The 26,157-nt window shown below is 43.0% G+C and carries 24 protein-coding genes; 6 read left to right on the top strand and 18 right to left on the bottom strand.

Features of this window, described 5'->3' with window-relative positions:
• Positions 1-33: 33 nt before the first annotated feature.
• The 5 genes from D0T92_RS03815 to sdhC are packed head-to-tail and all read right to left on the bottom strand — an operon-like array spanning position 34 to position 3,492.
• On the bottom strand, positions 34-282 hold the full coding sequence (locus tag D0T92_RS03815; RefSeq protein WP_151050373.1) for an FAD assembly factor SdhE: 249 nt from the start codon (positions 280-282) through the stop codon (positions 34-36).
• Between the two features lie 2 nt (positions 283-284).
• Complete coding sequence (locus D0T92_RS03820; protein ID WP_151050375.1) at positions 285-992, bottom strand: succinate dehydrogenase iron-sulfur subunit; 708 nt, start codon at positions 990-992, stop codon at positions 285-287.
• A gap of 21 nt (positions 993-1,013) precedes the next feature.
• Positions 1,014-2,777, bottom strand: a complete 1,764-nt coding sequence (gene sdhA / locus D0T92_RS03825) for a succinate dehydrogenase flavoprotein subunit (RefSeq protein WP_151050377.1) — start codon at positions 2,775-2,777, stop codon at positions 1,014-1,016.
• Positions 2,774-3,121: a succinate dehydrogenase, hydrophobic membrane anchor protein gene (gene sdhD / locus D0T92_RS03830; protein ID WP_151050381.1), complete on the bottom strand. Its 348-nt coding sequence runs from the start codon at positions 3,119-3,121 to the stop codon at positions 2,774-2,776. Before sdhD ends, sdhA begins: the two co-directional genes overlap by 4 nt.
• Positions 3,115-3,492, bottom strand: coding sequence for a succinate dehydrogenase, cytochrome b556 subunit (gene sdhC / locus D0T92_RS03835; protein WP_151050384.1), 378 nt, complete (start codon positions 3,490-3,492; stop codon positions 3,115-3,117). The genes sdhD and sdhC overlap by 7 nt, the downstream gene beginning before the upstream one ends.
• Positions 3,493-4,063: 571 nt before the next feature.
• Between sdhC and D0T92_RS03840 the strand changes: the two genes are divergently transcribed.
• The gene (locus D0T92_RS03840; RefSeq protein WP_151050386.1) at positions 4,064-5,044 is read left to right on the top strand and encodes a malate dehydrogenase; all 981 of its coding nucleotides are present in this window, start codon (positions 4,064-4,066) and stop codon (positions 5,042-5,044) included.
• 122 nt (positions 5,045-5,166) lie between these two features.
• On the opposite strand, the gene D0T92_RS03845 is transcribed toward D0T92_RS03840, so the two are convergent.
• The 13 genes from D0T92_RS03845 to D0T92_RS03900 form a co-directional block, all read right to left on the bottom strand.
• A complete protein-coding gene (locus tag D0T92_RS03845) occupies positions 5,167-5,841 on the bottom strand; it encodes a tetratricopeptide repeat protein (protein ID WP_151050388.1) in 675 nt (224 codons plus the stop codon).
• 7 nt (positions 5,842-5,848) lie between these two features.
• On the bottom strand, positions 5,849-6,250 hold the full coding sequence (locus D0T92_RS03850; RefSeq protein WP_151050391.1) for a cytochrome c-type biogenesis protein: 402 nt from the start codon (positions 6,248-6,250) through the stop codon (positions 5,849-5,851).
• Positions 6,243-6,662 (bottom strand): DsbE family thiol:disulfide interchange protein, encoded by a 420-nt coding sequence (locus D0T92_RS03855; protein ID WP_263641694.1) that lies wholly within the window; start codon positions 6,660-6,662, stop codon positions 6,243-6,245. Before D0T92_RS03855 ends, D0T92_RS03850 begins: the two co-directional genes overlap by 8 nt.
• Positions 6,663-6,787: 125 nt before the next feature.
• Positions 6,788-8,689, bottom strand: coding sequence for a heme lyase CcmF/NrfE family subunit (locus D0T92_RS03860; RefSeq protein WP_151050394.1), 1,902 nt, complete (start codon positions 8,687-8,689; stop codon positions 6,788-6,790).
• Positions 8,690-8,930: 241 nt separating this feature from the next.
• Positions 8,931-9,437 (bottom strand): cytochrome c maturation protein CcmE, encoded by a 507-nt coding sequence (gene ccmE, locus D0T92_RS03865; RefSeq protein ID WP_151050396.1) that lies wholly within the window; start codon positions 9,435-9,437, stop codon positions 8,931-8,933.
• Positions 9,389-9,535, bottom strand: a complete 147-nt coding sequence (gene ccmD / locus D0T92_RS11340; RefSeq protein WP_191963665.1) for a heme exporter protein CcmD — start codon at positions 9,533-9,535, stop codon at positions 9,389-9,391. The genes ccmE and ccmD overlap by 49 nt, the downstream gene beginning before the upstream one ends.
• Positions 9,535-10,272, bottom strand: coding sequence for a heme ABC transporter permease CcmC (gene ccmC, locus D0T92_RS03870; RefSeq protein WP_151050398.1), 738 nt, complete (start codon positions 10,270-10,272; stop codon positions 9,535-9,537). Before ccmC ends, ccmD begins: the two co-directional genes overlap by 1 nt.
• Before the next feature lie 34 nt (positions 10,273-10,306).
• Positions 10,307-10,975, bottom strand: coding sequence for a heme exporter protein CcmB (locus tag D0T92_RS03875; protein ID WP_151050400.1), 669 nt, complete (start codon positions 10,973-10,975; stop codon positions 10,307-10,309).
• The gene (ccmA, locus tag D0T92_RS03880) at positions 10,972-11,607 is read right to left on the bottom strand and encodes a heme ABC exporter ATP-binding protein CcmA (RefSeq protein WP_151050402.1); all 636 of its coding nucleotides are present in this window, start codon (positions 11,605-11,607) and stop codon (positions 10,972-10,974) included. Before ccmA ends, D0T92_RS03875 begins: the two co-directional genes overlap by 4 nt.
• On the bottom strand, positions 11,608-12,267 hold the full coding sequence (gene torD, locus D0T92_RS03885) for a molecular chaperone TorD (protein WP_151050404.1): 660 nt from the start codon (positions 12,265-12,267) through the stop codon (positions 11,608-11,610).
• A 164-nt stretch (positions 12,268-12,431) separates the two neighbouring features.
• Positions 12,432-14,972 carry a trimethylamine-N-oxide reductase TorA gene (gene torA, locus D0T92_RS03890; protein WP_151050406.1) on the bottom strand — a complete coding sequence of 847 codons (2,541 nt, stop codon included), beginning with the start codon at positions 14,970-14,972 and terminating at the stop codon, positions 12,432-12,434.
• A gap of 15 nt (positions 14,973-14,987) precedes the next feature.
• The gene (gene torC, locus D0T92_RS03895) at positions 14,988-16,220 is read right to left on the bottom strand and encodes a pentaheme c-type cytochrome TorC (protein WP_151050408.1); all 1,233 of its coding nucleotides are present in this window, start codon (positions 16,218-16,220) and stop codon (positions 14,988-14,990) included.
• A gap of 54 nt (positions 16,221-16,274) precedes the next feature.
• Positions 16,275-16,436 carry a periplasmic nitrate reductase, NapE protein gene (locus tag D0T92_RS03900; RefSeq protein WP_151050410.1) on the bottom strand — a complete coding sequence of 54 codons (162 nt, stop codon included), beginning with the start codon at positions 16,434-16,436 and terminating at the stop codon, positions 16,275-16,277.
• A 770-nt stretch (positions 16,437-17,206) separates the two neighbouring features.
• On the opposite strand from D0T92_RS03900, the gene gltB reads away from it, so the two are divergent.
• The 5 genes from gltB (at position 17,207) to D0T92_RS03925 (ending at position 26,154) form a co-directional block, all read left to right on the top strand.
• Entirely contained in the window at positions 17,207-21,670 is a 4,464-nt protein-coding gene (gene gltB / locus D0T92_RS03905) for a glutamate synthase large subunit (RefSeq protein ID WP_225315134.1), read from the top strand.
• Positions 21,671-21,748: 78 nt separating this feature from the next.
• Positions 21,749-23,176, top strand: a complete 1,428-nt coding sequence (locus tag D0T92_RS03910) for an FAD-dependent oxidoreductase (RefSeq protein ID WP_151050413.1) — start codon at positions 21,749-21,751, stop codon at positions 23,174-23,176.
• A 120-nt stretch (positions 23,177-23,296) separates the two neighbouring features.
• Positions 23,297-24,715: a type I glutamate--ammonia ligase gene (glnA, locus tag D0T92_RS03915; protein WP_151050415.1), complete on the top strand. Its 1,419-nt coding sequence runs from the start codon at positions 23,297-23,299 to the stop codon at positions 24,713-24,715.
• Between the two features lie 403 nt (positions 24,716-25,118).
• A complete protein-coding gene (locus D0T92_RS03920; protein ID WP_151050417.1) occupies positions 25,119-25,724 on the top strand; it encodes a lytic transglycosylase domain-containing protein in 606 nt (201 codons plus the stop codon).
• An 85-nt stretch (positions 25,725-25,809) separates the two neighbouring features.
• Positions 25,810-26,154, top strand: coding sequence for a hypothetical protein (locus D0T92_RS03925; RefSeq protein ID WP_151050419.1), 345 nt, complete (start codon positions 25,810-25,812; stop codon positions 26,152-26,154).
• Positions 26,155-26,157 lie beyond the last annotated feature (3 nt).

The raw sequence follows: 26,157 nt of genomic DNA on the forward strand, positions 1-26,157 counted from the left end.
TTGCCGCAGTTGTTTTCAGACGGCTTAAATAACTTAAGCACGTCTTATTTTTTCCAAAATTGGAAGAAAACGGCTATCTTTCGCTTCTTCTTTTTGGTTGACCAGAGCCAAGAACTCTTGATCAGGCAATTCTAAAATATCTACGAAGATAGATAGTTCATCATCACTAAGATTGTCAAATTCTTTGGTCATAAATCTTTTGAGTACAATGTCAAGCTCAAGCAGCCCTCGGCGTGTCTGGTAATGTATCTTGCGTTTGGCAGCATCATCAAAAACAGGCATATTTAAACCGCTCGTTTTAACATAATCTCTTTAATCTTACCTATCGCACGGGTAGGATTCAAGTGTTTAGGGCAAACATCGACACAATTCATAATAGTGTGACAACGGAATAGTCGATACGGATCGTTTAAATCGTCTAAACGTTCGTTGGTAATAGTGTCACGGCTGTCTGCTATAAAGCGATATGCATTTAATAAACCTGAAGGGCCGACAAATTTATCAGGGTTCCACCAGAAAGAAGGACAGGCGGTTGAGCAACAAGCACATAAAATGCATTCATATAAGCCGTCCAGTTCTTTACGGTCTTCTTGTGTTTGCAAACGCTCACGACCATCCGGAGTCGGTGCATCATTGACCATATAAGGTTTGATAGAATGATATTGCTTGAAAAACTGAGTCATGTCGACAATTAAGTCGCGAATAACCGGTAATCCGGGTAAAGGGCGTAATTTAATCGGCTGTTTTAAGCTTCGTATGTCGGTGAGACAAGCTAAGCCGTTTTTCCCATTAATATTCATACCGTCTGAACCGCAAATACCTTCACGGCAGGAGCGTCGGAATGAAATACTGTCATCCATTGCTTTCAGTTTGACAAGCGCATCAAGTAATTTGACATCACTTGGTTCGATTTCTAATTCGTAATCCTTCATGTAAGGCTTCGCATCTACATCAGGATTGTAGCGGTACACTTGAAAACGTATTTTTTCCATGTGTTGTGTTCCTTATATTTTTTAGTAAACGCGTTTGGCTGGTTCGATATAATCGACCGTCAATGGTTTTGTATGTACAGGTTTGTAGTCTAAGCTGTTGTTTGCTGTATAAAATAGGGAGTGTTTCATCCAGTTTTCATCATCACGTTCGGGATGGTCGTCGGAAGCATGTGCGCCACGGGATTCTTTGCGTGCTTCTGCTGCTATTAAAGTGGCTTTTGCTACTTCAATCAAATTATCCAATTCCAATGCTTCGATACGTGCTGTGTTCCAAACTTGGCTCTTGTCTGCAATTTCTGTATTTTTAATACGTTCTGCAAGATTTAGAACCTTATCAACACCTTCTTTTAGAATGGCATCAGTACGGAATACACCTGCATGTAATTGGACGGTTTTTTGTAATTCTCGGCGGAGGTCATCTACATTCTCACCGTTTGTTTGATTGTTTAAACGATCCAAACGTTGTCTAGTAAGTTCACCGGCATTGTTGGGCAGTGGTTTCCAGTCATCCTGTTGTTTTATATATTCAATCATACTGTCACCAGCTGATTTGCCGAATACAACTAAGTCTAATAGAGAATTGGTGCCGAGTCGGTTTGCACCATGTACAGATGCACAAGCACACTCGCCGGCAGCATATAGGCCATTAACGACCGCCTCAGGGTTGCCATCTTTAGGTACAACGACTTCGCCGAGGTAGTTAGTTGGTATGCCACCCATCATGTAGTGAGTTGTCGGTACAACAGGAATAGGATCTTTAATAGGGTCTATACCTGCAAACTGAATAGAGATTTCGCGGATGCCAGGTAATTTCTCCATAATCTTTTCGGCACCGATATGATCGATTTTGAGCAGTACATGGTCTTTATTCTTGCCGCAGCCTCTGCCTTCATAGATTTCCATTGCCATCGCACGTGACACTACGTCGCGTGAGGCTAAGTCTTTTACGGTAGGAGCATAACGTTCCATAAAACGTTCGCCATCACGGTTTAATAGAATACCACCTTCGCCGCGTACACCTTCGGTAATCAATACGCCTGCACCTGCAACACCTGTTGGGTGGAATTGCCAGAATTCCATATCTTCTAAAGGAATGCCTGCACGGGCACAAATACCTAGGCCGTCACCTGTATTCATAAATGCGTTGGTGGATGACGCATAAATACGGCCGGCACCACCGGTTGCAAATAAGACAGCTTTTGCATGGAAAATATAAATATCACCGGTTTCCATTTCCATTGCGGTTACACCGATTACATCTCCATTATCATCGCGAATCAGATCAAGAGCAGTCCATTCCACAAAAAATTGTGTATTTGCACGTACGTTTTGTTGATATAAGGTGTGTAACATGGCATGACCAGTACGGTCGGCAACGGCACAAGCACGTTCTACAGCACGTTTGCCGTGTTCAGCAGTGTGACCACCGAATGGGCGTTGATAGATTTTACCGCTTTCTACGCGGTCAAACGGCATACCCATATGTTCTAGTTCGATAACTGCCTCAGGAGCACGGCGACACATAAATTCAATAGCATCTTGATCACCAAGCCAGTCGGAACCTTTAACTGTGTCATACATGTGCCAATCCCAGCGATCTTCTTGAACGTTGCCCAATGAAGCAGAGATTCCGCCTTGTGCCGCAACGGTATGAGAACGGGTTGGAAAAACTTTAGATAAAACAGCAGTATTTAAACCAGATTTAGATAGTTGTAATGCTGCGCGCAAACCTGCGCCACCACCGCCTACAATAACGGCATCAAACTTACGAATAGGAAAACTCATACAATACCCCAAATTACTTTAACTGAATAAACCAGACATCCTACCAACCAAACTATGGTTGCTACCTGAAGGAATAACCTTAAACCGAAAGACTTGATGTAATCCATCCACAAATCACGGATGCCTACCCAAGCATGGAGGAATAAGGCAATGAAAGTAAGTTGGGTAAGTGTTTTTACCCATGTTTGTGAAAAAAATGCTTGCCAGGATTCATAATCACCAGGTAAGGCAAGTAAAAAAATAATAAAAGCAACGGTGTAGATAAGCATGATCACCGCTGTTGCGCGTTGCATTGCCCAATCTCGCAAACCATAATGGGCACCGGCTAATTTACGGTCTACCATAGCCATACTCCTATTACGACAGTCAGAACCAAAGCTATAACAAATACAATTTGAGCAGTTTTGCGTGCTGTTTGAAGCTCTAAACCTTTATGGGCATCCAAAAGAAGGAAGCGGATACCTGCACAAGCATGGTGTAGATAAGCCCATAGTAAACCAATTAAAAGCAGTTTAACTAAAGGATTGGAGATGATTGAACGGTAGGTCTCAAAATCAGTTTCACTGCTTAAAGTACCACCAAGGAAATACAGTAACAGCGGTAGCGTCGCAAATAAAAGGACGCCGCTGATGCGGTGGAGAATAGAAACAATCCCGGGTATCGGTAGTCTGATATTGGGGATTTCAAGGAATACAGGGCGCTGTTTCGTCTGCATTTGAATATCCTCTTTACACAATATTTTTCTCAAAAAATTAACTCAAAACTCAAAACAAGATGATTTCATGTTTGTAAACTACAGTCGATTACATGAAATACGTCAAGGCGTAATTTACATGGTTTATAACTGATTGACCAGTCTTTTGTTATAGCTTTTTAATGAAATTTAACAAGTAGTCTGATAGTTTGAAGATAAATCCCCAGCTAGAAAAGGATTGCATGGAAGTTGTGGTTGTGTGGTTTAAAGATGGAATAGTAGTTTTTTAAAGTAGCCTACAGAGATATTATTTTTTGAGTTTTCATTGTAATACTATATTCAGCATTTTATATATTTGAAATTTTGTCTAATTTGTCTAAAAATAAAATTAAATTCTGATAAAAATGTCGACAAAGTTCTATTGCCTGCTTTTTTAAATTTGGTATGATATTGGGTGTCAGAGTGAATACATTTTTATTTATTTTGAATAAAATTTATTTTTAAGTTGTTGATTTTTATTGACTTAATTTTATAAATTTTTATTGATAGTAGTTTTAATAGCTTATTAATAATCCTTCAGGAGAATTTTGGTATGAAATCCCCCATTCGTGTTGCTGTAACCGGTGCTGCCGGTCAAATTGGCTATGCATTATTATTCCGTATTGCCAGTGGAGAAATGTTAGGTAAAGATCAACCGGTTATTTTACAATTACTCGACTTACCTCAAGCGCAAAATGCTGTAAAAGGCGTGATGATGGAGTTGCAAGATTGTGCATTTCCGCTTCTTGCCGATATGTTTACGACTGATGATCCTGAAGTAGCATTTAAAGATGCGCAGATTGCTATTTTGGTTGGTTCACGGCCACGTAGCAAAGGTATGGAGCGTGCCGATTTGTTACTTGCCAATGCTGAGATTTTCACTAAGCAAGGTGCAGCACTCAATAAAGTTGCCGACCGTAATGTGAAAGTATTGGTTGTAGGTAATCCTGCCAATACAAATGCCTATATTGCTATGAAATCTGCCCCTGATTTACCTGCTAAAAACTTTACGGCCATGTTGCGATTAGACCATAACCGCGCGTTGAGCCAAATTGCTGAAAAAACCGGTAAGGCTGTTGCTGATATTGAAAAATTATGCGTATGGGGTAATCACTCGCCAACCATGTATGCAGATTATCGTTTTGCTACCATTAACGGCGAACGTGTTCAGGATATGATTAATGATCAACAATGGAATGCGGAAGTATTCTTGCCGACTGTTGGTAAACGTGGTGCAGCTATTATTGAGGCTCGCGGATTGTCTTCAGCTGCGTCTGCTGCAAACGCAGCTATTGATCATATTCATGACTGGGTATTGGGCACGAATGGTAAATGGGTAACAATGGGCATTCCTTCTGATGGTTCATACGGTATTCCCGAAGGTACTATGTTTGGTTTCCCGGTAACATGTGAAAATGGTGAATATAAATTGGTTGAAGGCTTAGAAATTGACGACTTTAGCCAAGAACGTATTAATCTGACTTTGAAAGAGTTAGAAGAAGAGAAGGCCGGTGTTGCTCACCTCTTGTCTTAATTCTATCTTATCTTTAAATTTAGCCGTTTGATATTCTGAGAATGGCAAACAAAACGACCAAAGCTCATTATTAGCTTTGGTCGTTTTATTTTAAGAATAATAAGTTTTAATAAAATTCAAAGTTAGTTTGGGTGGGAAACTTTATTTTCAGACGGCAATGTTAACATTTTTTCTGCATCTGCTATTTGTGCTTCAACCCATTCTTTATCATTTTCTTCAAGTTTGGATAAGGGAATCTTTTTCCATAAATCAATGGCTTTTTTATATTGTTGCTTTTGATATGCGGAACCTCCTGACAACATTAAAGCATCGGGATGATTGGGCTCTATTTTCAATGCTTGAGATAGTAATTCATCCGGCTTGCCTTCAAAACTACCATGCCATACGGCTAGTGTACCTGCAAATAAAGATAATTCCTGTGGATCATTTTTTACTCGCTCCCATGCTTTACCAAAAGCTGCTACGGATTGATCATAGCGCCCCATTGCACGATAACTGTGTGCTAGCATAATTTGGTAATCTAAATTATTGGGATCTGCTGCTGCTTTTTTTTCTAATGTTGTCACTGCATTAACAAATTGTTCCACATCACCATTTTCAGAAAATTGCTTGCTGGGGTCAGCTCCTAGCGGATTGCCTAATAATAGATAACCACCGGTGGCTGTAGCCATAAGTAATGGGAAAATAGCCAAGCCTATATTAAGTTTACGTCCACTGGTACGGCTCCAGCTGATATAAATGATTGCTGCTACAACCAAAACAATGGCGAGCATAATAAGTAAGGTTTTAATGTTCATTTATTAATCAATTCTTTTCATTTGTATTAGAGGGTGCAAATCTGGCTTTTCGCCAAACAGCAAAAGCCAGAGCAAACATGACGACAATAGGAAACAGCCATAAAATTACGGTTTTCCAATTAAATGGCGGATCATAGCTGACAAAATCTCCATAACGGCTGACAAGGTATTCGTGAATTTCTTCATTACTTTTTTGCTCTTTGATTTGAATGGCAATTTCGCGGCGTAAGTCATCTGCTAAGCCAGCGCGTGAGTCGGCAATAGATTCATTTTGACAAACCAAACAGCGGTATTGTTGGCTTAAACGGTATAGTCTTTCTTGCTCTTCTGGTTGTAGTTCAGGCGGACTTTGTGCCAATAAACTACCGCTTAAACTGAATAGCAAACATATTTTAAGAAGTTTATTCATTTTCTAATTTCTCAATAAGAGGCAGTAGTTTATTTTGATAATCTTCGGGGTTTAGAGCTCCTGTATAGCGGTAGGCAATCTTGCCGTTTTTATCAATAATAAAAGTTTCAGGTACACCATAAATGCCTAGATCAATTCCTGTAATACCGGTTTGGTCGACTGCCGAATATTGGTAAGGATTACCGCCCATATCAACCAGCCATTGCTGTGCGGCAACATTATTATCTTTATAGTTCAAACCAATGAGTGAGGCCGATTGATTTTTGCTCAAAGCTAAAAGCATGTCATGTTCTTGGCGGCAAGCGACACACCAAGAGGCCCAAACATTCAATAACCAAACTTTACCTTGATATTGATTGGGTGTAATGCTTCGATTGGCGTCATGTAAATCGGGTAAATTAAATGCCGGCATAGGCTTGCCTATAAGATTGGAAGGTAATTTACGAGGGTCTTTCTGCAAGCCTAAAAAAAAGACGGCTAATAAGATTATTAATATGGCTAATGGCCAAAAACGTAAGGCTTTTTTCATACTTTTCTCTATTTTTTTCGATCCAATAATACTAAGCTGCCACCTAGTACCATAAGTAGGCAGCCTGCCCACATCCAATTCATTAAAGGCTTGACATATACTCGTATCAGCCATGGGGATACCGCAGCATCACTTCCCTGCATTTCTCCCAGAGAAACATAAATATCACGTAAAAAACCATGTTGAATAGCAGCTTCGGTCATGGGCTCTCCTCCTGAAAGATATTGACGCTTTTCAGGTTTCAATACAGTGCTGTTGCCATTACTTGTGTCTAAGCGGAAATGGCCGACCATGGCGACATAGTTTTCGGCAGTTTTACCTTCTAGATGTGCAAATGTTAGTTTATGGCCGACAACTTCAATGCTGCCATGTGGCTCGATAACAATATCACGTGCTGTATCATAATAAGAAACAGCGGCTGCGCCTATAGCAAATATTGCGACACCTATATGAGCGGCGGTCATGCCCCAGCGGCGTAACGGTTGTCGGAAGTGTCTGCGTATAAGGTCATAAATATGACTGAACATCATTGACCACGCCGCACTCATCAATAAAAACGGTATGGTTTTCCACTCACCCAAGTTAAAGATGCAAACTGCTGATATAGAAATGCCACAGGCACAGCATATTAGCCATTCCCAACGTATTTTTTGCCAAACACTTTTTTGCCAACCAATGCGTGCGGAAGGTAGTAAAACAATTAAAAGCCCTAGCCAAATAGGTAGCATCACTTTATTGAAATAGGGCGCGCCGACAGAAAACTTGCCGATTTGGAGTACATCGGCCAAAAGTGGAAAGAGTGTGCCGAGTAAAACCGTTACACAGCCCGTGATCAATAAAATATTATTGGCAAGTAATAAGGTTTCACGGGAAAGTAGTGTAAAACCACCTTGTCGATGCAATGTGGGTGAACGGTAACTATATACTGCTAAAGAAAAACCAAGTACTGCAGCAAGATAAACCAGCATGGCAATACCGCGCGAAGGGTCGCTGGCAAAGGCGTGTACGGAAACCAATACACCTGAGCGCACCAAAAACATACCGACTAAGGATAAGGAAAAAGTACTGATGGCGAGCAGTACCGTCCAATGGCGAAATAGGCCGCGCTTTTCAGATACCATTAAAGAATGCAGTAATGCAGTGCCGGCCAGCCATGGCATAAAGGAAGCATTTTCTACAGGATCCCAAAACCACCAACCACCCCAGCCCAGTTCGCTATAAGCCCACATACTGCCAAATACGATACCCAATGTCAGGCATATCCATGCTGCTAATGTCCAACGGCGGGCAATTTTAGCCCAAAGCCCCTCGTCAAACTCATTGGCGAGTAACACCGCTAAAGTTAGTGCAAATACCACAGAGAAACCGACATAGCCTAGATATAGCATAGGCGGATGAGCGGCGAGACCAGGATGTTGTAGTAAAGGGTTCAAGTCGGCACCGTCTGCTGCGGCAGGTAAGTGCCGGATAAAGGGGTTGGATGTAAATAATACAAATAAGTTAAAACCAGAGGCGGCTGCTAGTAAAACACCTAATGTATAGCTTTGTACTTTCGTGCTTAGTTTTTTTAAATCAATTAAAAAAGCCGATAGCCAAAAATAAGATAACAGCAACCATAGCAATAAAGAACCTTCATGGCCTCCCCATACGGCGGCAACTTTATAGAACATTGGCAGTTGCCGATTACTATGTGCTGCTACATATTGCACACTGAAATCACTGGTAATAAATGCATAAATTAAGGTGGCAAAAGCAGCTAACACCAATATTGCTGTCAGCCAGGATAGGGTTTTTACAAGCGATAATATAGCTGTATGGTTTTTATTCCCGCCATAAAAACCGCCGGCACAACCGAATAATGCGGTTAATGCAGCAAGAATAAGGCAAAAGTGGCCGATTTCTACCCACATAGTGAGGTGTGTCCTTTTATAATATCCTGCACAGTTTAAATGTGCAGGTTTAGGTTGTTTAGTATTGAGGCAATAAAGAATATTGGCTCATTGCTTATTTAGTCGGATATATAGTATTAATTTGTTTAGAATATTTATTTTAAATATGTACTATTTTTTTATATTGAAATAATCTGTCTTTCAGACGGCCTATATGGATGCGATACCTATAAAGATAATCTGAATAGGCTTTATGTTGGTTTTATTGTTGCAAGCTCGGCATGCTCTGTGGCTCTTGGTTTGCTCCGTTAGGCATAGCCCCTTCCATTCCCGGCGGCATATAGTTTTCGTCATGTTTAGCCAGGATAGTGGTGGCATGGAATAACTTGCCATCCCAGCTGCCATCTGCTACGGCTCCCTTTCCCTCTTTAAATAAATCAGGTAGAGAGCCTTGGTAAATAACGGGTATTGTGGTTTGACCATCACTGAGATTGAAAGAGATATCAACACCATTGGTACTGCGTTTCAAACTTCCTGCTTGCACCATACCACCGATACGTAAATGCTTTTGACCGGCTGCCGTGCCATCGGCAACTTGAGTCGTAGTATAGAAAAACACGAGATTATCGCGTAAAGCTTGAACGACAAAAAAAGCAATCAAGGCTAATACCACCAGTGACGCTGCTGCCCAAAGCATTCTTTTCTGATAAGCCCGTGCCATCATTTTTCTCCGTTTTGTTTGTGCCATAAAGCACGTAAATGCAGCCATTCAATAGCCAATGCCAACAAGGTGATACCGATACATAGCCAAACAAATAAGCCATCACCACCCATAGTGATAAAATCTTTAAATGATTGCCAATACATTAGTGAATCTCCTGTTTGGTCGCTAATAAGCCTCTATCCCGTAATAGCCAACGTGTACGCCATAAAACTATGGCAATGCAATACAACCACAATGCGAAGGTGGCACACATTAGGGCTGCAAACATAGTTTGATGCATGCTGATACCGGAGTTAAACGAGATAGAGGCTCCTTGGTGCAGCGTATTCCACCATACGACTGAAAAATAAATAATCGGTACGTTCACTGCGCCAACTATGGCTAGTAGCGAGCCGGCTTGTGCAGCACGTTTTTCATTATCAATACTGCCAACTAAAGCTACATAACCGGCATATAGAAAAAACAGTAATAACATGCTGGTGAGTCTTGCATCCCAAACCCAGTAAGTACCCCATGTGGGTTTGCCCCATAATGCACCGCTCAATAAAGATAAAAAAGCCATCAACAAACCAGTGGGTGCCAATGCTTGGGTGAGTAGTGCAGAGACACGGGTTCGCCAAATTAAATATATTAGCGACCAAAAAGCCATTGCCAGATAAATAATCATAGCTAGCCAGCTGGTTGGTACATGAATATATATGATGCGGTAATGGTTGCCTTGTACTGCGTCTGAGGGGGCGATTAGAAAGCCTAAAATAAAAGCTGCTACTGCCAGTATGGCCGCAATCATGAATAAGGGTTTAACCAATTTGGCTGCCAATGCATCAAAGCGTGGAGGGCTGGCTAAACTGCGTAGTTTCTTGGAGCGTGGTTCATTCATTTTTTTCAGACGGCCTCAGCCATATATTATTAAGTTAAGACACAGACCAACGTATAGCGGCTGCGGTAACAATGGGTAGAAAAAATAAGGCGGCCAACATCACAGCTGCCAGCAAGTACCAATCAGCAGCATGGTTACGCCCCAGTGCCAGCATGGCAAAAATTAGGGCGGGCACAGCCAGAGGCAGATAAATCAAAGCTGGCAATACGTGAGCATTGCGTAGGCCTAGAGTTAATGCTGCAGATAACGCTCCTAATGAGGATAAAACAGGTGCCAACATCAACATTGCCAATGCAGTGCGTAGTGTCATTGCGATATCAAATTGATATTGGATCGCCATAATTGGTGCGAGTAGTGCCACTAATAAGCCTGATACTGATGTATGTGCCATTACTTTGGCATAAACAAACCAAAGTGGGGAGGCGGGTAATAATAGCAAATCAATAAGTGAGCCATCTTGATAATCATCATTAAAAAACAAGTTAAACATCAACATATTTGATAACAAGGCACAAACCGGAATCACGGCCTGACCGACAGTTTGAAGCAGTTCCGGCTCAGGATTTAAGCCCAGAGGAAACAGCGCCGTAACTTGAATAAAAAATATGGCTGTCAATATCATCGTATTACGGTTTCGTATCAACAGTGTTATCTCTCGTCGGATTAATGACCGCCACAGTTTCCAGATGTTGATGCTTGTCATACCGTATTATCCAGATTGATTTCACGGTGTATCCGTAATAATGAAGGAGGCTGGAAATGGCTGGTCAGTATTACGGATCCTCCGCTGTCAATATGGCGATTAATAGCTTGTGCCAGTAAATTTTGGGCATTGCTGTCAAGTGCATCGAAAGGCTCGTCCATCAACCATACGGGGCGATAAGGCAGTAAGCTGAGGCGAAGGAGTGCAGCACGGCGTTTTTGGCCTTGTGAAAGTGTACTTGCTTTTTGGTCAAGCATGTCTTGCAAACCCCATATTTCGGCATAATGATGCAGTTGCTCCGTTTTATAAGAGTGTTGTGCCAAAGCTAAGGCGGATTGCAAGTTTTCTTTTATGGTCCACATTTCTTTTAATGCTGTTTGATAAGCACAGTAATGCCAAAGGGTATGCAGCTCAGGGTTGCTGGTGTTTAAAGGCTGGCCATGCCAACGTATTTCACCATCTTCCGGTGGAAGCAAACCACAAATTGTTAAGAGTAGGGAAGTTTTGCCACCGCCATTTCGACCGCGTAACCAAATACATTCGCCTTTATTTAAAGTACAGTCGAAGCCTTGATATAACTGTTTGCGACCACGCTGAACAGTTAAATTGCATACTTCTAGCACTGCTGTCATTTATTGTTCGTCCAAGTAATTTGCATCTGCTTCAACAAATGCTACAAGCAGGGCTGCCAGTGCAGGATAAACATCAGTTTTTACCATAATTTGCTGTGTTCGTTTGGCCCATATCGGCAACCAAACCAGCAAGGCTTCCCGAATAAATAATGCCTGATTTTTAGCTTCTACTTCAGGTTGGTTGGTGGTAGCTGTTTGAGCAATCCAATGTGATAACAACGAAAGAAAAACAGCTAAATGATCGGCAGGCTCCTTAAATTGCTTATTGAGTTGTAGGCGGTTTTCTTTTAAAAACTGTCGCATTTTCAATTCGGCATCACCATATAGGCGTTTATTTTCTTCAAGGTACCAAGAAGCATAAGGTGTGGCACATATATCTGCTTGTAATAAGAATAGGGTGGTAAAGTCAGCAGCCAATTCCAAACGTGCATCAGGCAGTGTGAGTGCTTGAGACAAGGCCGTCTGAAAACGTTGGCTTTCTTGTTCCAAGCCGCAAGCAGCTAAGGTCTGCCACAATGTAGAGGCATTTTCTTGAGTGTAATGTTCTAAATCCTGGTTACTCCGCTCTAAGGCAAGCCAATCTGCAAACCAAGCGTAGAGTGAAGAGCGCTGAGCGGAGACGTTGGGAAATGTTGTTTTAAAATTAATTGTTGTGTCCATAAAGGTTATATATCGGGTAAAAGTAAGATTTGAATACACAGAAACGGATTTCTATGTTGTTTCTTAATCAACAAAAAAGCAAAACTGCGCCTATACCGATTTTACTCCGGCATTTGCGCAGTGCCTGACGATTGTTTATCTAATGCCCGTATTAATCTCCTTGATTAAACCGGATTACGTTGGCGAGGGATAGGTTTTCCATCCACCGTAACTTCTTGTGGACCACCGAAAGAAGTTACCGCCGGCGCACGTCCGGTAAACTTTTCAATTTCCACTAAACAGGTATTCGCACTTGGCCCTTGCGCAAGTTCGGATGTACGAATATCAATAGTCAATGTGTTCGGATCGCCGTAAGTATCTAATGCACCGACTTCAGGGCCGGTCGGGCCGTACCATGCACCTTCATGAATCCTGACTACATTAGGCGGGAAATTATCGGAAATATGAGCACCCGCCAACAGTTGGCCGCGGTCATTAAATACGCGAACTAAATCACCGTGTTTGATGCCCCGTTTTTTGGCATCGGCAGGTGAAATATAAACTGGCTCTCTATCTTTGATAGTATAGGTCGCGCGCCGGCTTTCTGATTCACAGGTTTGTGAGTGTAGGCGTGTATCCGGATGGGTTGATTGCAACCATAACGGATATTTATCAGAGCCTTTACCTCCTAAGGAGCGCTCGGTTTTTTCCATCCAGATCGGATGGCCTTTACAATCGCTCAAATTAAATGATGCTAATTTACGGCTATAAATTTCAATAAATCCGGAAGGCGTACCCAAGGCATTGACTTCAGGGTCTTCTCGGAAGTCGGCATGGCGTACCCAAGGTTTACCTTTCGGAAACAGGACATAGCCTTTTTTCCAAAACTCTGCAAATGGAGGCATCGGAAACTCTTTACGTACATTATCGGCACGGCATTCTTCATAGAGATACTCCACCCACTGCATTTCATTCATTGAGCGGCTATATTCTTCCTCACGCCCCATACGTTTACAGAAGTTGTACCAAATATCAAAGTCTGAGCGTGAATGATATAGGGGGTCAACCAGTTTTTGCATGGCAATAACGCCGCGGTTGCTATAAGAACCGTATGCATCAATATCATTGCGCTCGTAAGGTGTACATGCAGGTAGCACCAAGTCAGCGAATCGGCAAGTTGCCGTCCAGTTGTAATCTACGGCTACCACGGTCTCAAGTTGTAAATAAGCTTCTTTCATGCGGTTACGCTGTTGATGGCGATGCCACTGATTACAACCTGAAAATATAGCCATTTTGTAGGGTGGCAGTTTTACTTGATGGCCGTTGAAATGAATTTCTTTACCCGGTTCCAGTAGTGCATCAATAACACGGGCAACCGGCATAGTTGAGCTGTATCCCTTATAATCTGTATTGTCATAACGGGGCTTGCGACCGGTATCTAAATTTAGAGGGAATGCGCCCGGCATAGATGCACCGCTAGAAGATACGCCGACAGAACTATAATGATGTGAATAGCTGATGCCGCCGCCAGGCAAGCCGATTTGTCCCAGCATGGAGGCTAAAATAGCTGCCATCCAATAAGGTTGCTCACCATGCTCTTGGCGTTGAATCGCCCAACCTACCATAATCTGTGTGCGGTTTTTGGCCATTAAACGGGCAAGTTCACGGATTTTTGCTGCCGGAACGCCGCAGATTTTTTCTGCCCATTCGGGTGTTTTTTCGACTTTGTCTTCTGTTTCGCCTTTTAAATAAGGCAGAAAGTCTTCAAAGCCCAAAGTATAAGTTTGGATAAACTCTTTATCGTAGAGATTTTCTTTCCATAGAGTGTGTGCCAAGGCAAGCATTAGGGCCACATCTGTTTGCGGGTTAACATAGAAATGCTCACATTCTAAGAAATTCTGTGTTTTGCTCTTCACCGGATCGATACAGATAACCCGTATAGATTTATCTGCTACTTTTTTCTTAAGTTCGTCCAAGTAGGCAAATGCTTCATGTGTTTCGGTATTCCAACCTACTTGTAAGTTTTTAACCGGATCGTTTGCCCACATGACAATAACTTTAGATTCATCAAGAATGTATTCCCATGATGTGCCTTGGGAATAAACCTCGGTAGAACCTAAAACATAGGGAAGGATAACTTGTCCAGCTCCTGTAGAGTAATCGCCTGCCGTGCCGACACTGCGGCCGTGCATGCCGACAGCGCGCAACATGTGGTTGCCGCAGCTGTGTACTTGCCCTACAGAGCGCCAACCCACATTGCCGGTGTGTAGTGCCCATGGTCCGTAAGTTTTTTGGATACGCTCTAGTTCTGAGTAGAGGATATCTAACGCTTCATCCCAACTTACTCTGACAAAACGGTTATCACCCCGTTCGGCTCGGTTGCTGTTTTGTTTTTTTCGATACCAATCCAAGCGTACCATTGGATAACGTACGCGCGAAGGACTGTAAATAACATCTAAGGTACCTTGTAGAATATCAGTCGGATGCTTATCAAATTCAAATGGTTTGATTTCCAATACTCTGTCTGCTTCTACACGTGCACGGAATGCACCCCAATGTGCCCCGGAGATTTTCCAACCAGCCATGTCCTTGGCATCAGGATTTAGATTAATTTCATCGCTGGCTTGTACGATTCGGGAAGCCATTAGCCAAGCTGACGGTACGGCAACTGAAGCACCCAAAGCAGCCAGACTGCTCAAAAATTGACGTCTTGTAACGTTTGCCATAGTCGTTTTCCTTTTTTAATGTTCTGAGGCAGCTTTATCAACAGAATTTGAGTGGTTGCCTTTAAAGTCGGAAGAATGGGTTTGCAGATATTTCAATACCAATTTGGCGGTATCGTCGTCCATGTTGGTAAAACCTACCATGCCTGCGAATAATCCCGGCCATTGGTTTGCATCATGCCCTGATTCAGCCGGCTGGCGATGGCATACGCTACAGCTTTGAGAATAGCTGGAACGTGCCACATCCCAAATAGCTTCCGGACTGGTAACCAAATTACCTTTTTCCACCCAACCGGTAACGGTGACATGTTGCCACTCTAATCCGGTCAACTCGTCGACTTTGCTTTCTAATACTTTGACTATATTGGTATCTTTTGCTACTTCTTTATTCAGAATAGCATTGGTAATATTTAAACCGAAATTACCATATAAAACTCGTGCAAAGCCTTTGTTTTTACGCCACATTGTTAACTCAACTTGAATAGTGTCACCTTTGTTTTGTAAGACTTTTACTGGAGTGGCCATTTCGATAGAACCGATTTTTTGGGTCATGGCTTCGTCTGCAAACAAGTCTTGTGGTACTACGCTATAGTAACTTTCGCCACTGCTAGGTTTGACACCGTGGGCAACGGATATCAAAGTATCAAATGCAGGATTACGGGCGCCTTTCATATCGGGCAGTTGGTGTGCAATACCTTTGTGGCATTCAACACAACTAACATTATTTTGAGCAGCCTGACGCATAGCCATTTGTGAGGTAACACGCATTTTAGAGAAATCCATGCTGTTGTAATCATGGCAATTTCTACACTCTTTGGAATTGTTGGCTTTAAAACGCGCCCATTCGCGCTGTGCTAATACGATACGGTGCTCCAAGAATTTTTCACGTGTACCGATAGTGCCGATAATTTGGCCAAGCACTTCTCGAGAAGCTTGCATTTTTCTGGCAACTTTATCAGTAAAATTGTGTGGAACATGGCAATCAGGGCAGCGTGCACGCACACCTGTCCGGTTCTTCCAGTGAACAGTTTTTTGCAGTTCCGGTAGTAGGTTATCGTTCATGCTATGGCATGACAGGCAGAATTCTTCTTGGTTGGTTTGTTCCATGCCATAATTAAAACTTCCCCAAAATAGTGCGCCGGCGATAAAACCACCGGTAACTAAAATACCTAAGCCTATTTTGGTTGCTGGTTGAGTGAATAAGCGGTAAAGCCAAATAAAAAAGCTTTTTATCCATTTGAAGATTTTCATTGTTATCGTCTTTGTATGAGTGGTAGCTGATAGGGTAGTGTTATATTTGTTAAATTACTTTGGTGGGCCCCACCACAATATTTGACCTATCCAAACTAAAAAACCATAAGCACAAATCATAAAAAATGCAGCGACAGGTAATCCTACGAATGCAAGCAGTAAAAAACGCTTCCATTCATTTTTGGTACCTGTTGCCGGTGGGTTAATGTTGGACATTTTGTTTCCCTACAGTTAGTTTAAAAAATAAACGGATGAATAATGGTGGCTACTATAACAAGATAGGCTGTTATATGGATTGATGTGAATCAATGTAAATTTATTTATTGACTAAGATTTTTATTTTAAAAAAATTAAAAATATGATAGATATAACTGTTTTTTATATCTTCTATGAAATTTTTTGATAAAAAGGAAACGTGCAATTATAGCTTATATTTTATGAAATAAGTAAATTAAAATAGGTTATTTCAAAGCTTTTATTTATGCTTATCAAGTATTGTTTTAAGTGGATGTGATAATTAAATGAAACCAAGCCTGAATTGCAGTAATTATATTTTGTCTTGGCTTTGCATTCGAGTGTAATAACAGGTTATATTACAAAGATGTCGATTTGATCTATGTTAAAAAATAACCAGTTTATTTTTTAACATTAGAAAGTAAACGAATGGGTATAAAATTGTATTTATAAAAATAAATAAATAAAATCAATATATTATATAAATATTTTTTTGTAAAAGAAATATTTTTGCATACTAAAAACTTAGATGTTTAAACAAAATTGTCAACAATTATATTGCGAATTGTTGACAATTTTGTTTAAATAGAAGTAAAAGTTATTGTACGGCTAACGATTGAGTATATTAAACGAGTTACAGATCTGATATTTTCAAGTAATTTGTCACAATTATTATTTATCCCCATTCTATACCGTCATTTATCTAAAATTATTATCTAATTATTACAATTACATTCAGTAGGAACACTAATATGAATATGCTCTATGACCGTTCATTAGAAAAAGAAAATTGCGGCTTCGGTCTGATTGCCAATATTGATGGCATTCAAAGCCATAAAGTTGTCCGGAATGCCATTTTGGGGTTGTCGCGTATGCAACACCGTGGCGCAATTCTTTCCGATGGTAAAACCGGTGATGGTTGCGGCGTTTCTTTGCAAATGCCGGAATCATTTTTTCGCACTGTGGCAGAAGAGACAGGGATTTCATTGGCGCAAAAATTTGCCGTAGGGCAGATTTTCTTGCCGAAAGACAATGAAAAAGCACAAGAGTATATTGATATTATCAATGAAGAGCTGACTCGTGAAACTTTAAGTATAGCAGCATGGCGTGATGTGCCGACTAATCCTTCGGTATTGGGTTCGATTGCGTTGGCGGATATGCCTCAGATTAAGCAGGTGTTGGTAAATGCGCCGAGCGGTTGGCGTACTCAGGATTTACAACGCCGTTTATTTGTAACGCGTCGCCGTATTGAAAAACGTATTGACCATCCGGATTTTTATATCTGTAGTTTATCTAATCAAACCATTGTTTATAAAGGTTTGTGTATGCCGAAAGATTTGCCTAAGTTTTATTTGGACTTGGGCGACTTGCGTATGCAATCGGCTATCTGTCTTTTTCACCAACGCTTTTCTACGAATACTCAGCCACGCTGGAAACTGGCCCAGCCTTTCCGCTATTTGGCGCATAACGGTGAAATCAATACGATTTCCGGTAACCGTGCTTGGGCGCGTGCCCGTGCTTACAAATATCATACTCCGCTGATTCCTGATTTACAGACGGCTGCACCGTTTGTGAATGAAAGCGGTTCGGATTCCAGCTCGTTGGATAATATGTTGGAAGTCTTTGTAAGCGGCGGTATGGATTTATTCCGTGCCATGCGTCTGTTGGTGCCGCCTGCATGGCAGCAAAATCCGGATATGGATGATGATTTGCGTGCATTCTATGACTTTAACTCCATGCATATGGAGCCTTGGGACGGCCCGGCCGGTATCGTGCTTTCAGACGGCCGTTATGCTGCCTGTAACTTAGACCGTAATGGTTTGCGTCCTGCGCGTTATGTCATTACTCAAGATCGTTTGATTACAATTGCTTCGGAAGTCGGTATTTGGGATTACGCACCCGATGAGGTTGTGGAGAAAGGCCGTGTCGGTCCGGGTCAGTTATTGGTGATCGATACCAAAAACGGCAAGTTATTACATTCTGACGAAATTAATAATGAATTACGTGCCCGCCATCCGTATCGTACATGGTTAGAGAAAAACGTTAAACGTTTGATTCCTTTTGAGCAGTTGCCGGATAACGAAGTCGGTGAAGCCTCTATGACTGCGGATATGTTAACTGTCTATCAGAAGCAGTTTCTCTATGATCGTGAGGAGTTGGAAAATATTGTGCGCGTATTGGGCGAAGACGGTCAAGAAGCGGTTGGCTCAATGGGGGATGATACATCTTTTGCCGTCTTGTCTGAGCGTTCTAGGCTGACTTTTGATTATTTCCGCCAGTATTTTGCACAGGTTACCAACCCGCCGATTGATCCTTTGCGGGAGGCGCATGTGATGAGCCTTGCGACCAGTATCGGTAGGGAAATGAGTGTGTTTTTTGAAGCGGAAGGCATGTCACATCGTGTGAATTTCAAATCTCCGATATTGCTTTATTCGGATATGCAGCAAATGCTGTCTCTGCCCCAAGAGTATTATAAACATACTGTATTAGATGCTACCTATGCACCTGAAGCGGATTTGAAAGATGCCATCGAAGCATTGTGCGATCAGGCCGAACAGGCTGCGCGTGAAGGTACGGTATTGTTGGTGGTTTCCGATAGAAATATCGCCAAAGACCGCCAGCCGATACCGTCTGCGCTTGCAGTAGGCGCAATACAGAACCGGTTGGTTAACGCTAATTTGCGTTGTGATGCCAATATTATCGTAGAAACCGCTGAAACACGGAACCCGCATCATTTTGCCGTATTGATCGGGTTGGGTGCGACGGCCGTTTATCCTTATTTGGCTTATGAAAGCTTGGCGCACATGGTCAATACCGGTGTGATTACCAAGCCTTTGCGGGTCGTTATGTCTAATTTCCGTAACGGCATCAATAAAGGCCTGTATAAAATCATGTCGAAAATGGGTATTTCCTGCGTATCGTCTTATCGCTGTGCGCGTCTGTTTGAAGTGGTCGGCATGAACAGCGAAATTGTGGATATGTGTTTCCCCGGCATTACCAGCCGTGTGGAAGGTGCTTCGTTTACCGATTTGCATGAGCAAATTTCTGCTACCCGCAAACGGGCATGGCGCCGTAGCCAAGATGTTGATGCGGGCGGCTTGCTTAAATTCAAACCGCAGGGCGAATATCATGCTTACAATCCTGATGTGGTGAACACCTTACAGGCAGCGGTGAATAGTGGGGATTATGGTAAATACCGCCTTTACCGCGATGCTGTGAATAATCGTCCGGTAACCACCATTCGCGATATGTTGCGGTTAAAAACCGAAACTGCTACACCGATTTCGATTGATCAGGTTGAGCCGTCTGAAAATCTGTATAAGCGTTTTGACAGTGCCGCTATGTCTATCGGTGCATTAAGCCCTGAAGCGCATGAGTCTTTGGCCATGGCGATGAACCGTTTGGGCGGCTATTCCAACTCTGGTGAGGGTGGGGAAGATCCTAAACGTTACGGCACCGATAAAGTATCGCGTATCAAACAGGTTGCGTCCGGCCGTTTTGGTGTCACTCCGGCTTATCTGATGAGTGCCGATGTGATTCAGATTAAAGTGGCACAAGGGGCAAAACCGGGTGAGGGCGGTCAGCTGCCCGGTGATAAAGTAACCCCGTATATTGCGCAATTGCGCTATGCGGTGCCGGGTTCTACCTTGATTTCACCGCCGCCGCATCATGATATTTATTCGATTGAAGATTTGGCTCAGCTGATTTTCGATTTGAAACAAATCAATCCTAAAGCCTTGATTTCGGTGAAACTGGTTTCATTGCCCGGGGTCGGCACTATTGCTACCGGTGTGGCCAAAGCCTATGCCGATTTGATTACCATTGCCGGCTATGACGGCGGTACGGGTGCTTCGCCTTTATCTAGTGTGAAATACTGCGGTTCGCCATGGGAATTGGGTTTGGCAGAAGCGCAACAGGCATTGGTGGAAAATAACCTGCGCCATAAAGTCCGTTTACAGGTGGACGGTGGTTTAAAAACCGGCTTGGATATTGTCAAAGCCGCTATTCTCGGTGCGGAAAGCTTCGGTTTCGGTACCGGCCCGATGGTGGCATTAGGTTGCCGTTATCTGCGTATCTGCCATTTGAATAACTGCGCGACCGGTATCGCAACCCAAGATGATACCCTGCGTAGTCAGCATTATCACGGTACTGTTGATAAAGCGATGAATTATTTTAAATTTATTGCTCAAGATGTACGTGAGATTATGGCTGAACTCGGTGTGGAAAAACTCACCGACCTAATTGGCCGAACCGAACTTCTGGAAATTATCGAAGGGAAAACAAGCAAACAACGTGGTTTGGATTTAAATAAACTGTTGTATTCGCCAAAAGTACCGGATGGCAGTGCACGTTATTGTATGCAAAACAATACGCCGTTTGATAAAGGCCGTCTGAATAAAGAAATTATGCAGACCGCGCAAACAGCACTGGAGAGCGGCGATAGTGCTGATATGAGTTTTAATATTTCAAACCTTGACCGTTCGGTTGGTGCCACCTTATCCGGATTGATTGCCAAGCAACACGGCAACCGCGGACAAGCAGGGCAGGAATTCAATATCAGCTTGAACGGCACCGCCGGACAGAGTCTCGGCGTATGGCTTGCCGGTGGGGTAACTTTGAATTTGACCGGTGATGCCAACGACTATGTAGGCAAAGGTATGGCAGGCGGTTGTATTGTTATCAAGCCGCATATCGGTGTGGCCTTTAAAGCCGAAGATGCCGCTATTGCAGGCAATACCTGTCTTTATGGTGCAACCGGCGGCGAACTCTTTGCTTCGGGTCGTGCCGGCGAACGTTTTGCTGTGAGAAATTCAGGTGCCTTGGCGGTTGTGGAAGGCATTGGTGACAATGGTTGCGAATATATGACCGGCGGTGTGGTAACGGTATTGGGTAAAACCGGTATTAACTTCGGTGCGGGTATGACCGGCGGCTTTGCTTATGTGTTGGATGTGGATGGTCGTTTCCAAGGCCGTATCAACGGCGAATTGGTGGAAGGCTTGAGTATTGTTGATCTGCCTACCCATCAGGAGCATTTGCGCGGTTTGATTGAACGCCATGTCGAATTGACCCACAGCCGTCTTGGCGAGCGTATTCTTGGTGATTGGGAAAATCATGTCGGCAAATTCGTGTTGGTGAAACCCAAAGCCAACGATGTGAATGCCCTTCTAGGCCATAAACGGCGTACCGTTATGGAGCTTCGAGAAGTGACCGCATAAGTTTTTCAGACGGCCTGTCGGCTATGAGAGAGGCCGTCTGAAAACAGAAATAAACAATAAAATAAAAGGAACCCAACCATGTCCCGCGAGAATGTATATCAATTTATCGATCTGCCGCGTGTTGACCCGCCTAAAATTCCCCTTGATACACGTAAAACAACATTTGTAGAAATTTATCAGTCATTTACCGAAACACAAGCGCAATCACAGGCGGATCGCTGCTTGGAGTGCGGTAATCCCTATTGCCAAAGTAAATGCCCTTTGCATAACAATATTCCAAACTGGCTGCGCCTTGCCAATGAAGGCCGTATTATTGAAGCTGCCGAACTGGCACATTCGACCAACAGTCTGCCGGAGGTTTGCGGCCGTGTATGCCCGCAAGACAGATTATGTGAAGGCGATTGCACGCTGAATGCAGAGTTTGGCGCGGTAACCATTGGTAATGTAGAAAAATACATTACCGAAAAAGCCTTTGAAATGGGTTGGAAACCGCAGGTTCGCGATGTACCCAAAACTGGTAAAAAAGTGGCGGTGGTCGGTTCCGGACCCGCAGGTTTGGGTTGTGCCGATGTGCTGATTAGAAACGGTGTGGATGTTACCGTTTTTGAACGTCAGCAGGAAATCGGCGGATTGCTCACCTTCGGTATCCCGTCGTTTAAGCTGGAAAAAAGCGTGATGAGCCGCCGCCGTGAGATGTTTAGTGATATGGGTGTTGAGTTCAAACTCGGCGTTGATATCGGTAAAGACATACAACTAAATGATTTGGTAGACGAATACGATGCGGTATTTTTAGGTGTCGGTACTTATCAGGGCATGAAAGCGGGTATTGATGGTGAAAATGCTGAGGGTGTATATTCTGCATTGCCGTTTTTAATCGGCAATACCCAAAAACTGCTTAATTTTGATGCGCCCGATTATGTCAGCATGGAAGGCAGGCGTGTGGTTGTATTGGGTGGCGGTGATACCGCGATGGACTGTGTACGTACATCTGTACGCCAAGGTGCTGCCGAAGTTACTTGTGTGTATCGTCGTGATGCGGCTAATATGCCGGGCAGTAAAAAAGAATATACCAATGCCAAAGAAGAGGGCGTGGGCTTTCAGTTTAATGCCCAACCAGTTGAAATAGAAGCTGAACCACTGGCTGTGCATACCAATGAAGCAGGCCGTGTTTGCGGTATTAAAATTGTCAAAACCCGTATGGGTGAAGCGGATGCGAATGGCCGCCGTCGTGCCGAAATCATCGAAGGCAGCGAAGAAGTGATTCCTTGTGATGCTGTTATCGTGGCATTCGGTTTTGCCCCTCACGCAATGCCGTGGCTGGCCGATATCGGTGTTAATATTGATGATAAAGGCCGTATTGCGGCACAGGGTAGTTTGAAACAGCAAACAGCCAATCCGAAAGTATTTGCCGGCGGCGATATTACGCGTGGTTCGGATTTGGTGGTAACCGCTATCGCCGAAGGGCGGGATGCGGCAGAAAGTATGATGGATTTTTTAGATGTATAGCATGGTAGTTAGATATAACCTATGTTGAGGCCGTCTGAAAACTTACAGCGGTTTATCATAATTCCGGCTCGTCCAATCTTATTGATTTCTCAATTGACATTTCTGATATAGGAGAAAAAAATGTCTGTAAAAAATGTAGTTAAACTAATCGAAGACAACGAAATCCGTTTTGTTGATTTGCGCTTTACCGATACCAAAGGTAAACAGCATCACTTCACCATTCCGGCACGTGTTGTTTTGGACGACCCTGAAGAATGGTTTGAAAACGGTCAAGCTTTTGACGGTTCTTCTATCGGCGGCTGGAAAGGTATTCAGGCTTCCGATATGCAATTGCGCCCCGATGCATCTACTGCCTATATCGATCCGTTTTATGATGATGCTACGGTTGTGATGACCTGTGACGTGATTGATCCTTCTAATGGCCAAGGATACGACAGAGACCCGCGCTCTATCGCACGTCGTGCCGAAGCTTATTTGAAATCTTCCGGTATCGGCGATACGGCATTTTTCGGCCCCGAACCCGAGTTTTTCGTATTCGACGGCATCGAATTTGAAACCCATATGCATAAAGCACGTTTTGCCATTACTTCCGAAAGCGGTGCATGGAGCAGCGGTAAACATTTGGACGGCCAAAACACCGGCCACCGTGCTACGGTTAAAGGAGGTTATTCACCGGTTGCCCCTGTTGATGCCGGTCAGGATTTGCGTTCTGCTATGTCGAGCATACTGGAAGAAATCGGCATTCCCGTTGAGGTGCATCATGGCGAAGTGGCTACCGGTTCGCAAATGGAAATCGGTACCCGTTTCAATACTTTGCTGAAACGTGCCGACTGGACGCAAGATTTGAAATATGTGGTTTTAAATGTTGCCCATAACTTCGGTAAAACCGCGACCTTTATGCCTAAACCGCTGATGGGCGACAATGGTAGCGGTATGCATGTTCACCAATCTATTTGGAAAGACGGCCAAAACCTGTTTGCCGGTGACGGCTATGCCGGTTTGTCTGATATGGCGCTTTATTACATCGGCGGTATTATCAAACACGCCCGTGCATTGAATGCCATTACCAATCCGTCAACCAACTCATACAAACGTTTGGTTCCGCATTTCGAAGCGCCGACCAAATTGGCTTATTCTGCTAAAAACCGTTCGGCTTCTATTCGGATTCCGTTTGTGAACAGCAGCAAAGCACGCCGTATTGAAGCGCGCTTCCCCGATCCGATGGCAAACCCTTACTTGTGTTTTGCCGCCTTGTTGATGGCCGGCTTGGACGGTATTCAAAACAAAATCCATCCGGGTGATCCTGCCGATAAAAACCTGTATGACCTGCCGCCGGAAGAAGATGCTTTGGTACCGACCGTTTGTGCCTCTTTAGAAGAAGCGTTGGCCGCATTGAAAGCCGATCACGACTTCCTGACCCGTGGCGGTGTGTTCAGCCAAGATTGGGTAAACAGCTACATTGCCTTCAAAGAAGAAGATGTGAAACGTATCCGTATGGCGCCGCATCCGTTGGAATTTGAAATGTACTATTCACTGTAATGGACAGTAAAAAGTAAAATCATAGAATCGTTTTTTTGATTTTATAATGATAAAGAAGCACCCCGAATATTAATGGTTCGGGGTGTTTTTTATTGAGAATCGTGCCGATAGTAGACAATAGCAAATGAAAAAGCAGGCATAGCTCACTGCTATGCCTGCTTTTTTGAATTTTGGTGGGTCCGGTGGGGATCGAACCCACGACCAAGGGATTATGAGTCTTGGTATATAAAATATAACTAATTGTTTTTAAATATAAGTGAAGCCTGCAACTACAGTCATATACAGTTTATTTTAAATATAAACTGTCACAAATTTGTCACAATCGAAAAACGAAATCTTAAGCCTGCCTTTTCATAAGGTACGTTTAATATTTCGTTTTTTTTCTACTTAGGAAATATATCAAATGAAAAAATATTTATATGTATTGCTTTTCGCTTCAACGGTAGCTAGTGCCGCTCCGTATTCCCAATATAAAGCACTTGTTGAAAAGCATGCTGCTGCACAAGGGTTAGATGCAAACTTGGTGTGGGCCGTAATAGCCCGTGAAAGTGGAGGCAACCGTTATGCGCTATCAAAAAAAAATGCACGAGGATTAATGCAAGTTATACCACCCACAGCAGCAAGAATGGGCGTTAATCCAAAACATCTTTATAGCCCTGAACATAATATTATAGCTGGTACGCGCTACTTGAAATTTTTAAGTAACCGCTATAACGGAAATCTCGACTTGATACTTGCCGGCTATAACGCGGGTGAGGGGGCGGTTGATAAATACAAAGGAATACCTCCTTACCGTGAAACACAAAACTACGTCAGGTTGGTTCGTAAACGTTATGCACAGTTAAGTGGCAACTCTAATTACGCACCTTCTTCATCTGATGCAACGGCAATTCGTGCATCTTATCAAGTTAAACCTGTCGTTAAAAATAGGCTTGTGTCTGATGAACATAAAATGTCTGAAGTAACTACGAAAAAATTCGCTGAGTGGGATGTTTTTCAAGAATTTTAATACACCAATGTGTAATTGAGTTCCGGCGTAAAGCCGGTTTTTTTGTACCTGCCGCCGTTAAGCGGCTTTTTTTTAAGGAAATAAAATGACTAAATCAAATCAAGTATCAGTTTCTAAAGCATTGCCATCAAATAGTATAAATAAATTTTGGTATATGCTTCCTGTTTTGATGTTCGGCTTGTTGTTTGCTATTGATGCACAAGCGGCAGGCGGTGGATTAAGTAAATTAACGGCCGAAGGTAAGGAGTGGGATAAGGCTATTTATGGCTTTATTGGTGTATGTGCCACCATCTTCTTGCTTTTTAAAGGTGTTCAGATTTGGGCAAACAAAGGTAGCTGGGGAGACTTCGGTGAGGCCTGCCTGAAGGTTATTGTTGTGGCGGCCGTTCCTACTTTAGCAACCTATTTGTGGTCTTTGTATGGTTCGTAAGAG

The organism is Neisseria zalophi, assembly GCF_008807015.1.
GTDB classification, from domain to species: domain Bacteria; phylum Pseudomonadota; class Gammaproteobacteria; order Burkholderiales; family Neisseriaceae; genus Neisseria; species Neisseria zalophi.